General features: G+C 68.0%; 11 protein-coding genes and 2 pseudogenes. 8 read left to right on the plus strand and 5 right to left on the minus strand.

Annotation, left to right across the window (positions count from 1 at the left end):
• Nucleotides 1–429: pseudogene (locus AC2W7A_RS03560) on the minus strand (chromosomal replication initiator protein DnaA); the annotation flags it as partial.
• A 452-nt stretch (nucleotides 430–881) separates the two neighbouring features.
• Between AC2W7A_RS03560 and rpmH the strand changes: the two are divergent.
• The 7 genes and pseudogenes from rpmH to AC2W7A_RS03595 all read left to right on the plus strand — a co-directional run bounded on the left by rpmH (nucleotide 882) and on the right by AC2W7A_RS03595 (nucleotide 5,178).
• The gene (rpmH, locus tag AC2W7A_RS03565; RefSeq protein ID WP_485990152.1) at nucleotides 882–1,019 is read left to right on the plus strand and encodes a 50S ribosomal protein L34; all 138 of its coding nucleotides are present in this window, start codon (nucleotides 882–884) and stop codon (nucleotides 1,017–1,019) included.
• Between the two features lie 28 nt (nucleotides 1,020–1,047).
• Complete coding sequence (gene rnpA / locus AC2W7A_RS03570; protein ID WP_485990153.1) at nucleotides 1,048–1,443, plus strand: ribonuclease P protein component; 396 nt, start codon at nucleotides 1,048–1,050, stop codon at nucleotides 1,441–1,443.
• A gap of 14 nt (nucleotides 1,444–1,457) precedes the next feature.
• A pseudogene (gene yidD, locus AC2W7A_RS03575) lies at nucleotides 1,458–1,837 on the plus strand (membrane protein insertion efficiency factor YidD).
• A gap of 4 nt (nucleotides 1,838–1,841) precedes the next feature.
• Nucleotides 1,842–2,813: a membrane protein insertase YidC gene (gene yidC / locus AC2W7A_RS03580; RefSeq protein WP_485990154.1), complete on the plus strand. Its 972-nt coding sequence runs from the start codon at nucleotides 1,842–1,844 to the stop codon at nucleotides 2,811–2,813.
• A 2-nt stretch (nucleotides 2,814–2,815) separates the two neighbouring features.
• Nucleotides 2,816–3,445, plus strand: a complete 630-nt coding sequence (locus tag AC2W7A_RS03585; RefSeq protein ID WP_485990155.1) for a Jag family protein — start codon at nucleotides 2,816–2,818, stop codon at nucleotides 3,443–3,445.
• A 144-nt stretch (nucleotides 3,446–3,589) separates the two neighbouring features.
• Nucleotides 3,590–4,156 (plus strand): 16S rRNA (guanine(527)-N(7))-methyltransferase RsmG, encoded by a 567-nt coding sequence (gene rsmG, locus AC2W7A_RS03590; protein ID WP_485990156.1) that lies wholly within the window; start codon nucleotides 3,590–3,592, stop codon nucleotides 4,154–4,156.
• Nucleotides 4,157–4,227: 71 nt separating this feature from the next.
• Complete coding sequence (locus tag AC2W7A_RS03595; RefSeq protein WP_485990157.1) at nucleotides 4,228–5,178, plus strand: ParA family protein; 951 nt, start codon at nucleotides 4,228–4,230, stop codon at nucleotides 5,176–5,178.
• Nucleotides 5,179–8,376: 3,198 nt separating this feature from the next.
• Here the strand turns inward: AC2W7A_RS03595 and AC2W7A_RS03600 are convergent.
• Nucleotides 8,377–8,964 (minus strand): hypothetical protein, encoded by a 588-nt coding sequence (locus tag AC2W7A_RS03600; protein WP_485990158.1) that lies wholly within the window; start codon nucleotides 8,962–8,964, stop codon nucleotides 8,377–8,379.
• Here AC2W7A_RS03600 and AC2W7A_RS03605 point away from each other — a divergent pair.
• Nucleotides 8,942–10,219 carry a ParB/RepB/Spo0J family partition protein gene (locus AC2W7A_RS03605; protein WP_485990159.1) on the plus strand — a complete coding sequence of 426 codons (1,278 nt, stop codon included), beginning with the start codon at nucleotides 8,942–8,944 and terminating at the stop codon, nucleotides 10,217–10,219. The genes AC2W7A_RS03600 and AC2W7A_RS03605 overlap by 23 nt on opposite strands.
• 251 nt (nucleotides 10,220–10,470) lie before the next feature.
• Here the strand turns inward: AC2W7A_RS03605 and trxA are convergent, their stop codons facing one another.
• From trxA to AC2W7A_RS03620, 3 genes are all read right to left on the minus strand, one after another.
• Nucleotides 10,471–10,794 (minus strand): thioredoxin, encoded by a 324-nt coding sequence (gene trxA, locus AC2W7A_RS03610; RefSeq protein WP_485990160.1) that lies wholly within the window; start codon nucleotides 10,792–10,794, stop codon nucleotides 10,471–10,473.
• A 62-nt stretch (nucleotides 10,795–10,856) separates the two neighbouring features.
• Nucleotides 10,857–11,858, minus strand: coding sequence for a thioredoxin-disulfide reductase (trxB, locus tag AC2W7A_RS03615; RefSeq protein ID WP_485990161.1), 1,002 nt, complete (start codon nucleotides 11,856–11,858; stop codon nucleotides 10,857–10,859).
• Nucleotides 11,859–12,025: 167 nt separating this feature from the next.
• Entirely contained in the window at nucleotides 12,026–12,811 is a 786-nt protein-coding gene (locus AC2W7A_RS03620; protein WP_485990162.1) for a hypothetical protein, read from the minus strand.
• Nucleotides 12,812–13,096 lie beyond the last annotated feature (285 nt).

Consider the following 13,096-nt stretch of genomic DNA (forward strand, 5'->3'; position numbering starts at 1 on the left):
CCGGGCCGGGAGCTGGTCCCCCTGTGTCCCCCCGGAGGAGGCCGGCTCATGGTGGCGGGGTGGCGTTCGGAGGCGGGGGCGGCGGGCGTCCACGTCCAGGTCTTCGGCCGGCAGCTGGGCGCGGGCGGACTCGGAGTCCGCGGAACGCGGCGCCGTGGGGGCGTTGAGGGAAGAGTCGATCGAGATCGCCAGCAGGACCTCGTGGCCGAACACGGAGGTCAGCGCGTCCGTGAGCGCGCCGGCCACCTGCGGACCCTGCAGGGTCTCGCGGGTGGTCTCGTTCGGGACGGCCAGCAGCAGGGTGTTGCCGATCAGGCCCTGCGGGCTGGCGAGGTAGACGTGTCCCATCTGGCGCGGGGTGACGCGGGAGTCCTCCTCCAGGGCTGACGTGACCTGGGACCAGGACTCGGAGACGGCGGGATCAGACACCAGGGGGTCCTTTCAGTGCACGGGCTGAGCCGGGCTGGAGGGGAAGGGACAGGCACGGCGTCGGGTCCTCTTGGTGCCCGCCGCCGTGCACGTTCTGCTCGAGTCTAGTCGTTGTCCACAGGGTTGTGCACAGAAGGTGGACAACTCGGGGTGGTGCTGTGGACAGACGGAGGCGAGGTGCCGTCGTCGTGCGGATCCGGCCTGTGGGCGGTGTGGATCCGGCGGCGCGGCGGAGTCCCCGGAGCCGGTGGGGGCGCGGGGGAGCCGGCGGGGAGCGGACCACCCCTCCGCTTGACCGGTTCGACGGGGCTGACTAGAGTAGCCGGGTCCCCCGGGACGGCTGTGCCGTGCCCGCCGGGGATTTCATGTCAAAGCCCCGCACCGGACTTCCCTCCTGCATGCAGCGTCGCAGGTCAACGGTCGGCGGCAACACAACACGTGGAGAGATCACAGTGACCAAGCGCACTTTCCAGCCCAACAACCGTCGTCGCGCCCGCAAGCACGGCTTCCGTGCCCGCATGCGCACCCGCGCCGGCCGCGCCATCCTCTCGGCCCGCCGCGGCAAGGGTCGCGCCGAGCTGTCCGCCTGAGCGCGGCGCAGCCGGTCCGGCGAGCGTCGTGCTGCCTCGTGACCGACGGGTCCGGACGGCGGCAGACTTCCAGCACATCCGGCGCACCGGTGCCCGCGCAGGGCGCCGGAGCCTGGTCGTCACCGCGACGGCCGACCCGAACGACACCCGGTCCGCGGGTCCGAGCAGTCCTCGGCACCCGCGGGCCGGGTTCGTCGTGTCCAAAGCGGTCGGCGTCGCAGTGGTCCGCAACCGGGTGAAGCGCCGGCTGCGCGCCATCATGGCCGAGCAGATGCGGCTGCCGCTCCTCCAGGGACGGCCCCTGCTCATCCAGGTGCGCGCTCTGCCGCCCGCCGCGGAGGCGGACTACGCCACGCTCGAGAAGGACCTCGCCGGAGCCCTGCGGCAGGCCGTGCGCAAGTGCACCGCGGACGGTGCCGCATGAGCACGGAGCAGACCATGGGACCCGGGGGGACGAAGACCCTCTCGCCGTACGTGGTGCTCGAGCCGTCTCGCGAGTGGGGGTGGGTGCGGGCGCTCCCGTCCACACTGCTCGGCTGGCTCCTCAAGGCCTACCGGCTGCTGATCTCGCCCCTGTACGGGGACGTCTGCCGCTTCTTCCCGACCTGCTCGGCCTACGGACTCGAGTCGTGACCGTGCACGGCGCGGTGAAGGGGACGTGGCTGACGGCCCGCCGGCTCGCCCGCTGCCACCCCTGGAACGACGGCGGCATCGACCCCGTGCCCCCCGGGCACCGATGCTGGGCGGAAGAGGACCTTCCGCGCATCATCCACCTGAACCACCCTCCCCTCCCACCAGATCCCCCGCAGGAGGACTGACACCATGGGCTTCTTCGAAGCGATCCTTCTCCCGTTCCGCTGGCTGATGTCGTGGATCCTGGGCGCCTTCCACACCGTCCTGGAGCTCGTCGGCATGCCGTCGGACTCGGGCTGGACCTGGGCGCTGTCCATCCTGCTTCTCGTGATCCTGATCCGCACCCTGCTGATCCCGATCTTCGTGAAGCAGATCAAGGCCCAGCGCGCCATGCAGGCCATGCAGCCGGAGCTGCAGAAGCTGCAGGCCAAGTACAAGGGCAAGAAGGACCAGCTCTCCCGCCAGGCCATGGCCATGGAGCAGCAGGCCCTGATGAAGGAGCACAAGGCGAACCCGCTCGCCGCCTGCCTGCCGCTGCTCGTGCAGATGCCGTTCTTCTTCGCCCTCTACCAGGTCCTCATCGGTGCCCGCGGCGCCGCCGAGGCCGGCGAGGGCATGCACGCCCTGTCCGCGGACCAGATCCGCTCCTTCGAGGGCTCCAAGATCTTCGGCGCCAAGATGTCGGACACCTTCCTCGGGTCCGTCGGCGGCGGCAACACCAATGTCAACGTCATCGTCGTCGCGATCGTCCTGATCCTGCTGATGTCCGGCCTCATGTTCTACATGCAGAAGATGCTGATGACGAAGAACATGACCGACGCTCAGCTGTCCGGTCCGATGGCCCAGACGCAGCAGATCATGCTCTACGGCATGCCCCTGATCTTCGGCATCGGCGGCATCAACTTCCCGATCGGCGTCCTGCTCTACTGGACTTACTCGAACATGTGGGCCGTGGGCCAGCAGTGGTGGATCATCCGCAACAACCCGACCCCGGGCTCCCTCGCCGAGCGCGAGCTCAACGAGCGCCGCGCGGCCAAGGGCCTGCCGCCCGTGGGCAAGGCCCTCCAGGAGCAGAAGGCGCGTGAGGAGGCCGAGACGCAGCGTGTGGTGCGCACCGGCCAGCGTCAGCAGCCCCAGCGCAAGAACCGCAGGAAGAAGTGACCATGAGCGAGCAGAACACCCCTGACGTGGAGAACGTCGAACAGGGTCGGGCCCCGGCGCCCGAGCGGACCGACGTCGTCGACGGTGCCGCGGAGCAGCCGGCCGATCAGCAGGCGGAACAGGACGGCGGCCGGGACGGATCCGGTCCGCGTGCCTCCGCCGTCGAGCGCCTCGAGGAGGAGGGCGACGTCGCGGCCGACTACGTCGAGGAGCTGCTGGACATCGCCGACCTGGACGGGGACATCGACATCGAGGTCCGCGACGGGCGCACCTACGTGTCCGTGATCGCGGACGCGGACGACGACGCCCTGCAGGACCTGGTCGGCCGCAACGGCAAGACCCTCGAGTCCCTCCAGGAGCTCGTGCGGCTGGCCGTGCTGGCCTCCACCGGTCACCGTTCCCGGCTCATCCTCGATGTGGCCGGCTACCGCACCCGCCGCGACGCCGAGCTGCGCCGGATCGCCGACGAGGCCGTGGCCGAGGTCAAGGACGGCCGGGGCCCGGTGCACCTGGACCCCATGGGCGCCTACGAGCGCAAGATCGTCCACGACGTGGTGGCCGACGCCGGCCTCGTCTCCGAGTCCGAGGGCGAGGGCGCTCGCCGTCATGTGGTGATCTCCGCCGATGGCTGACCCCCGTCCGGGCACCCCGGAGGCCCAGGTCGGCAAGGAGCCGGCGCCCGAGGCCGTCGCGCAGCCGGCGCCGCCGCTGCCGGCGAGCTCGGCGCCGCGGCGGACGAGGTCTTCGGAGAGGCCCTCCCCCTGGCCGAACGCTACGTGGAGCACCTGTCCTCCACGGGCATCGAATGGGGCCTGATCGGGCCCCGAGAGGTGCCTCGGCTGTGGGAACGCCACGTGCTGAACTGCGCCGTCGTCGCGGACCTGCTGCCCGAGGGCGCCCTCGTGGCGGACGTGGGATCCGGGGCGGGTCTTCCCGGACTGTGCCTGGCGCTGGCGCGGCCGGACTGCCAGTTCCTGCTGATCGAACCGCTCGAGCGACGTGTCGACTGGCTGGACATGGTCGTCGAGGACCTCGGCCTGGAGAACGTCGACGTCATCCGTGGACGGTCGGAGCAGGTCGCCGGGAACCTGGATGTGGACGTGGTCACGGCGCGTGCGGTGTCGGCGCTGAAGTCCCTGCTGCCGCTGACGATGCCCCTGCTCAAGGGCCGCGGAGAGCTGCTGGCGATCAAGGGCCGCAGCGCGGCCGCGGAGATCGCCGCCGCCGCGAAGGCGCTGCGCAAGTACAGTTGTGACGAACCGGAGATCCTCACCGTCGGCGACGATGTGCTCCCCGAACCGACCACTGTGGTGCGCGTGCTGCCACGGCGCGGTCGGCGCTGAGCCGAGCGGCCGTCGTCGGGAGGACCCAGACGAGAAGTCCAGGGCGCGCGCGCCGGGCGAGGATGAACCGCATGGCCCAGGAGAACGAGGAGCGCCCCGGTGCGTTCAAGGCGCTGCGTGAGCGCTGGTCCGGCAAGGGCGGGAAGAAGGGCGCGGCCGGGAACCGGCTGAAGCGCCAGCGCCTCACCCGGCCCGACCGCACCCGCGTGTTCACGACGTCCAACCAGAAGGGCGGCGTCGGCAAGACGACCACTACCGTCAACATCGCCGCGGCGATGGCCCGGGCCGGGATGCGCGTGATGGTGGTCGACATCGACCCGCAGGGCAACGCGTCCACCGCGCTCAACGTCCCCCACTCCTCCGAGGAGGCGTCCGTCTACGACGTGCTCCTGGACGAGATGCAGATCCACGAGGTGGTGCAGGACGCCCCGGACGTGGACAACCTCCAGGTGGTGCCGGCGACCATCGAACTGGCCGGCGCGGAGATCGAGCTCGTGTCCCTGGTGGCACGCGAACAGCGGTTGTCCAAGGCACTGGAGCGCTACTTCGCCTGGAGGGACGAGCAGGGGCAGGAGCGCCTGGACTACGTGTTCATCGACTGCCCGCCGTCGCTCGGGCTGCTGACCGTGAACGCGTTCGTCGCCGCGGAGGAGGTGCTGATCCCGATCCAGGCCGAGTACTACGCACTGGAGGGGCTGTCCCAGCTGCTGAAGAACGTGCAGATGATCCAGAAGCATCTGAATCCGAGGCTGCAGCTGACCACGATTCTGCTCACGATGTTCGACTCGCGCACGAACCTGGCGGTCCAGGTGGCCGAGGAGGTGCGCGAGCACTTCCCGGACGAGCTGCTGCAGACCGCGATCCCGCGCAATGTGCGCATCTCCGAGGCCCCGAGCTACCAGCAGACTGTGTTGACGTACGACCCCTCCTCTGTGGGCGCCGCGGCGTATCGTGAGGCGGCGGCGGAGATCGCCAAGCGGGCGCGCCGAGCCGATCGCCTGATCCCAAGCCCCAGAGGTTGATTTCCTGACGGAGAACAGCCCGGACATCCACTGGATGTCCGGGCTGTTCGCGTTTCACGTGAAACCGCGTGCGTTGCGTGAAGAGCGCCCGTGGCGGGGATGGCCGAAGACCCGCGCGCTAGCAGGGGCCATGCCTCGTGACCGAACTCGACATACGGGGGGCGTGGGACGGCGAGGCGCTGGCTGGACGTGCCAGAGGCAGGGACGGGGTTTGAGGGCAGGCCAGGGTCGGGGCGGGTCCTGAGCTAGGAATCAGGCTCTGAGACGGGGACAGGGACACAGACGGAGGCACAGACGGTGCCCGGGAGAGGCGCGGCGGATCATGGCGCGGAGGCAAGGCCATGACAGCCTGCGCCCGGACATACGGGTGCTGAGCGATCCCTGGTGGGTCCTGGTCCCGTGGCCCGGGCAGGCTGCGCGGGTCGGACGATCCGCCGTGCCGCATCCGCACTCTGCACGTGTGGGAGGTCCGTGTCCTGGGCATGCCCCGGCGGACACGGTCGTGTGGATCCGGCCGGCCGCCAATCTGCATTCACGGTGCCGGGTGGTCCGCTGACGGACGGAGCACGCCGCACGGGATGACGGTCGACGTGGACAAGGAATCGGAGAAGAACGCTGTCGGCTCGCAGGCTGTCACACCCCTTCCCTGCTGCGGGGCACAGCGGGTGGAGCAGAATCTCCCTCGCGGAGGGGTGGAGGTCTCGGGTGGCAGGTGTCGGTATCGCTGAATTCGAGTCAGTGCTTGCTGGGAGCGGACCCGTGATGGCTTGTGGAGAACACGGGTGCGCAGGGGAACGTACTTGTCGGTGGGTTCGGCGATACTCGCGGGGGTCAGTGCAGGAAGTGTCCTGGTGAGGTACGAGAACAACCGAGTCGACTTGGACAACGTCTGATCAGTGACAACTGGTCATGAGAATACATTCTCGCGGGTGCTCGGGACTCGCCTTGTGCATATGTGGAGAACTTCTGTGGATGAAGAGGAGAAGCGGCGGTGGGGGGCGGTGTGAGTGCGATGCCACATGCGTCGTGGAGGGCGTGGAGGTGGGGGTGTGGATCCATAGACCTTGTCGCCTGGAGGCACGTGTCTGATCAGAGGTGCGCCTACGTCCGAGTCGCCCCTGTGTCAGGGTGATGACTGGTGAGCGGTGCGGGCAGAGATTGAGAGTCGCCAGGCCGGGAGCGCTTCACGTGAAACAGGCCAGAGGATGAAGCGCGGGCTCCACCGCCAGGCCGGGAGCCATGGGCAGGGAGGAGGTGAAGCTGGGCTCTCGGGGTCGAGGAAGGAGCGTCCCGGGGCCGGCCTGAGGGTCCGGAAGGACTGAACCACTCCCCTCGGCGAGGATGCTGATCACTCCCACATCGACAGCAGGGGGGCACTGAGGATATTCCTGTGCCCTGGAGAGGGCCGTATTCATCCAGAGAGCCACGGCATCCAGAGGACACCGAGGAGGCCGTGTTTCACGTGGAACCAGGGCTCGAAGGCCGTTCCTTGGCTGTATTGAGCGGTAGTGATTCGAGGCCGAGAGTCACCTTGGGTGATGCACCAGAACCTATCAGGCTATCTCGGTGTCTGATGAATCGCGGTCGGTCCTTCCTTGCCAGACTTGTGCAAAAAATCAACACATAACGTTGATAAAAGAGCGAGGTACGAACAGAAACGCAATGAGGCGACCATAAGGTCATCCATCGCGTGGACCGCATCCGAGCGGTGTCAACCGGTGACAGGTAGGCTTCCGTTTGAGTCAGCTGGTATGCACCTCACAAGATGTTTCACGTGGAACGGGACTCCTTGAGAGTGTGGAATGCCCGATGGTGCTACGTCATGACGAGCAGGTAGGGGTCGCTCTGGTGACCACTCCTCTGAGCCACGTCTCGATCGGTGACGGATGCTCTCCGCGCGCCACTGAAGCTTCGCCGAGCGCACCATGCGTATGACGGACTCGGCGCAAGATGAAACTGATCGCGGCGGAGAGCGTGAGCCGGGGATTGCACGGAGGAGCCATCTGCGTCAGGGCGGCACTGGTAGAGCGGAGAGGACCACAGATGTCACCCCGCTCCTCTCGTCACGCTGCTCCTCTGTGAGCATCTGGGGACGCCGTTTCACGTGAAACGGTCCCCCGGCCCCAAGCTTCCGAGTCGGCGGCGGTTCTCGGTGCGCGCCGGTGCCCGTGACACACGGGAGAGGACGGCTCACCTCGGGATACACAGATGCCTAGAGAGTGATGGTTGACGTAAGCAGATATGACCTGACGACACCGAATGTCAGGCGGGCAGACACAGGTCATAGCTGTCAGGCCGACACAGCATGAATGCGGCACGGACTCGCGTCCTGGGCGCCGTCGACTGCGCCCCTTGTTTCACGTGAACAAGAATGCGTGACGGCGACAGGACGGATGTGGAACGTGTCCTTGGCTGGTCGTGTGGCGGCCGGCGTTGCTTCTACGTGATGTTTGGGTGGACCCAAAACCGTGAGACATGACCAGTCACGCTCAGAAGAATGAAGTAGGTAGGCGAGGCACATGATCGAGCTCTCGCGAAGGACGGCATAGAGCAGCGCTGACACCGACAGTGGTGACGCTAACACGAACGGACACCGCGTTTCACGTGAATCACCGGGATGTGGAGGGCGCAGGTGAGGACGAGGACGTGTAGGTGTCCAGGCTGATGATGCGTGGTTGATCCATCCTTCTGCCTCTGTGTGCGAAGACGCAGGCATGGAGGCAAAACGTTTGGATCAGCAGCGTGACGGACGTGCCTGGGAGTCTGGGCACTCAAGCAGACATGCGTTGGGAAGGCGGGGCACCGAAGGTGCGGACACATCACGCCGCCTGGCTTTCGGCTTCGTATCGTTCACTTGGCTTCGTATCGTTCAAAGGTAGTCCCATGCCCGTCCAGCCTGGTTCTCGCTGACAGGTACAGATGTCGTGTAAGGACTTTCCCGGCCAGTGTATTGAGTTGGTATTGAGATGTGGCTCGTGCCGATACCGGCACCACTACGAGGGCTCTGCCCTGTTGTCTCCAGTGCTCGCTGTGTTCAATTGCCGGCGGACGTTTCAGCTGTCGTGGACGTAGACAAGCACGAAGGGACGGTGAGACTCGGACCCGTAGGAGCAGGGGTTTCACGTGAAACTTGTGACGTCGAACTACGTCGGCTTGGTGGGACCAGGATGACGGTCGAGGCAGCCATGCAGGACGTCGTCACCGGCGTTTCACGTGAAACAGACGTCCGTTCCGTAGCACGACAGTGCGGGACGCATCTAGACTGAGCGGGACCGAGTTCGCTTCAGGAGGACGTGTGAAGAAGACCCGCCGAGGAGGCCTGGGACGAGGCCTCGGTGCCCTGATCCAGAGCACCGCAGACACTGAGGAGACCGCTGCATCTCCGTCGCCGACCATGGAGTCGGTTGCGTCCTCGGAGTCTGCGTCGGCTCCTGCGAAGAGGACCACGACCTCCGCAGCCGCCGCCGCAGCAGAGTCTGGCTCAGAGGCATCGCCCGAGAAGACGCCTTCCGCGTCGACTGCGTCCTCCACGTCCAAGGGCCGAGACACGGGCAGGAAGACCTCATCGTCCGCTCGATCCACGGGTTCTGCGGACACGGCGACGCCGACGGAGAAGAGCGGAACCGGCACTGCGGGGAAGAAGGTCGCCTCGTCTTCGGCCGGCAAAAGTACGGAGAAGTCTGCATCCCGTGCGAAGACGCCCTCGTCCGGGTTCTCCGCCGGTGGCAAGCACGCCCCGAAGTCCACCAGCAAGGCATCGTCGTTGGGCTCGAAGACCACCTCCACGAACCCCACCTCCACCGCCGGAGGTGTGGGGAAGGCCGAGAACGCCGCCGAGGGTGTCGCCGGCGGCAGGGCCGCCTCCGGGCGTCGAGGACGTCCCGTCGATGTCTTCTTCTCGTCGGACCGCAGCTCCGAGGATACGGGTGCTGCGGAGGTCGCAGCCACGTCAGCGGAGGGGAAGCGCGAGACGCGGAGCAGCGAGGTATCAGGAGGTGGTCGCGCGGCACGTGCCTCCTCGGTTCGGCGCGGACGCCCCTCCATGCCGGCAGTCAGCGCTCCCAGCCGTCGGACCGCCGCCGCATCCTCCGGCCCTGAGGCCGAGAACACCGCCCCGTCAGCGCCAGCGGATGCCACCTCGTCTGCGGACAAGGGCTCCTCCGACCAGGCCGCTCGCGGACCGGAGACCGCAACCCAGGCCGAGGAGACAGGAACGGTGTCCACGGACATCGCCGTCCTCCGGGAGCTCACGGTCACGGACATCCACCCGAATCCGCGCCAGCCACGCGAGGTCTTCGACGAGGACCACATGGACGAGCTGGTCACGTCCATCACCGAGGTGGGCATCCTCCAGCCCGTCGTGGTCCGCGAGGTGGAGGGCCCCACTCCGTACGAGCTGATCATGGGCGAACGCCGCTGGCGTGCCACTCAGCTGGCCGGGTTGGAGACCATTCCCGCGATCGTCCGCCAGACCCCGGACGAGGACCTGCTTCGGGACGCTCTGCTCGAGAACCTCCACCGATCCCAGTTGAATCCCCTGGAGGAGGCGGCCGCCTATCAGCAGCTGATGGACGACTTCCAGTGCACGCAGGAGGAGCTCTCGCAGCGCATCGGCCGTTCGCGGCCACAGATCTCCAACACCCTGCGTCTGATGAAGCTTCCGCCGCTGGTGCAGCGCCGCGTCGCGAACAACACCCTCTCCGCCGGCCATGCCCGTGCCCTGTTGGGACTGACGGACCCGGCGGAGATGGAGCGCCTCGCCCAGCGCATCGTGTCCGAGGGGCTCTCGGTGCGGGCCACGGAGGAGGCCGTCGCACTCGCCCAGGGCGTCCGCCAGGCGGCTCCGGCCACGCGCCGTCGGAACGAGCCGACCCGGCATGAGCGCCTGGACTACTTCGCCACCGCGCTCACTTCCCGCCTGGACACCCAGGTCAAGATCACGCTGGGCAAGCGTAAGGGCAAGATCGCCATCGACTTCGCCTCCGTCGAGGACCTCAACCGGATCATGGAGCTGATCAACGGGGTCGACGAGCAGCAGTGAGCCGACCCGGCCGGGTGACGGGCCGTCGTCGGGGGTGACCTTACGGGTTGCCGCACCCCCACGGCCCCCATCGACTGAGAGGACCGTTCGGAAAGACATTAGTGTCATTCCGAACGGTCCTTACGTTTTGTCCGCTGACCAGTTTGTTTCCCTGCACGCATGACGAAGGCCGCCTTCCCAGACAGGGAAGACGGCCTTCGCTGACTCAGGTCTGTCAGGGGATACACCCATGACATCCCATCATGGTGGGATCAGCCGAGCAGCTCGGAGAACTCCTCCACCAGGGCCTGCTTCGGCTTGGCGCCGACGGACTCCTTGACCTTCTGGCCGTCCTTGAACCCCACCACGAGCGGGATCGAGGTGACGCCGAACTGGGCGGCCGTGGCCGGGGAGTCGTCCACGTTGACCTTGGCGACGACGACCTTGCCCTCATGCTCGGCGGCGATCTCGTCCAGGACCGGGCCCAGCATGCGGCACGGACCGCACCACTCGGCCCAGAAGTCCACGAGGACGGGCAGCTCGGAGTCCAGGACCTTCTCCTGGAAGTCGGCGTCGGTGACGTTGATGGTGCTCATGGGTGTCTCCTTACGGATTCGATTCTGTCCTCCACAGGGGGCTCGGCCCCTCGGAGGCGTTCTCAGGCGGGGTTGGCGTCGGACTCGGGGCCGGCGGGAGCTGCCTCGTCTACGTCCAGGACGTCGGCGAGGTAGTGCTCCACGTCCTGCGCGGCCACGCAGCCGGAACCGGCGGCGGTGATGGCCTGGCGGTAGGTGTGGTCGGTGACGTCGCCGGCGGCGAAGACGCCCGGGACGCTCGTGCGGGAGGAGGGGTGCTCGATCCGGATGGTGCCGTGCTCGGTGAGCTCCAGCTGCCCCTGCACCAGGTCAGTGCGCGGATCGTGGCCGATGGCGATGAACAGGCCGGTGGCGGCCAGCTCACGCTGCTCCCCAGACACCGTGTCCTCGAGCAGCAGCGAGGAGAGCTTGTCCTCGCCGCGGATCTCGGCGACCTTCGTGTTCCAGTGGAACTCGATCTTCTCGTTGTCCATGGCGCGCCGGCCCATGATCTTCGAGGCGCGCAGCTCGTCCTTGCGGACCAGCACGTGGACCTTGGAGGCGAACTTGGTGAGGAACAGGGCCTCCTCCATGGCGGAGTCGCCACCGCCGACGACGGCGATCTCCTGGTCGCGGAAGAAGAAGCCGTCACACGTGGCGCACCAGCTGACGCCGTGGCCGGACAGGCGGTCCTCGCCCTCCACGCCGAGCTTCCTGTAGGCGGAGCCGGTGGTGAGGATCACGGCGTGGGCCTCGATCCGGGAGCCGTCGCCGAGGGTGAGGACCTTCGGATTCGACGTCAGGTCGGCCGCGGTGACGTCGTCGAAGACGATCTCGGTGTCGAAGCGGCGGGCCTGGCCCTCCATGGCGGCCATGAGCTCGGGGCCCATGATGCCCTCGGCGAAGCCCGGGTAGTTCTCCACCTCGGTGGTGTTCATCAGCTCGCCGCCGGCGGTGACGGCGCCGGCCACGAGCACGGGCTCCAGGTGGGCCCGCGCGGTGTAGATGGCGGCGGTGTAGCCGGCGGGGCCGGAGCCGATGACGGCGACGTTGCGCACCGTGTCGGTCGAGGGGGTGTCGGTCACGGGTTCCTCCAGGGGTGTCTGTCGGTGCGGGCCGCCCCGCCGGCCGTCCTGCGGCATGCGAGGCTCACGTGTCTGGTCAACGGGTCCGGCGGGCCCGGTATTCCGGGCCGAGGTCGGGGACGACGACGGCCCCCTCCTCGGCCTGGCGGCGTCGGTGGATGGGCGGGTCAGTCGACGGTGATCTCGGAGAGCCGCAGGCCGTAGGCGTACTGGCTGTTGTCCAGGGCCAGCTGCGGCAGCTCGGTGACGGTCACGACGACGTACTTGGCATCGCCCTGCTCGTCCGTGATGTCCACCTCGGCCTTGCCGTCCACGAACGTTCCCTCGCCGCCGCGTCGCAGGTCCGTGAGGCTGTCCTCGCTGGCCACGCCGACGGCGAGCTGGCCGTCGGAGCTGGCCACGGACTCCACGGTCACGGTCGAGATGTCACGGGCCTCCTCCAGCTCCACCACGAAGTTCATGCTCCGGGTGTAGCCGCCGAAGTTGGGGCGCTTGTAGGAGTAGCTCTGCCAGAAGGTCTCCGGGTCTCCGTCGATGATGTTCGGCAGCTGGCCGTCGTGCTGGGACTCCAGCGGCGGGTTGTCCGGCACCTGACGGTAGATGTCCACCAGTGCGGCGGGCTCGGCCGGTGCGGCAGCGTCCTCTGACGGCGAGGCCGAGGCGTCCTCGGAGGGCGAGGCGCCGTCGTCGCTGGGCTCCGTGGATTCGGTGGGGGTTGCGGTGGCCTGGTTGTCGTCCGGCACGGAGTCGCGGTTGCCGTTCAGCAGGAAGAAGCCGGCGATCAGGGCGACGGCGAGCAGCAGGACCAGCAGCAGGGCGACCAGCCAGCCGGCCCCGCCCTTCTTCCGGTCGCGTTCGTCGCGATCAGCACGGTTCCGCGGATCCTGCGGGTCGCCCGGTCCGCCATTGCGGCTGCCGGCAGCACCCGCGGCTGCGGGACCCGGCTGTGGCACCTGCGCCCGCAGCGGCCTTCGATCCGGGGCGGCCCGCCTGATCGGTGCGGTCCGCCCGGTCGGTGTGATGCGGGGTGCGTTCGTCCTGGGTCGCGCGGCGGTCGCCGGCGACGGGCCCGTCGTGGGCGCCGGAGCGGTCCCCCGGGGACCGGTCCCGGCCGGAGTCCTCCGTCTCCCGGCGTCCGTCACTGCGGCCCTCTGCGTCCCGTGCGTTAGCACGCTCCTTCTTGGCGGCTCCGGCTGCGGCTGTTCCTCCGGCCACGGCGGTCGCCCCGGCGCCGGCTG

Source organism: Micrococcus sp. LASM2_SD2, assembly GCF_057364565.1.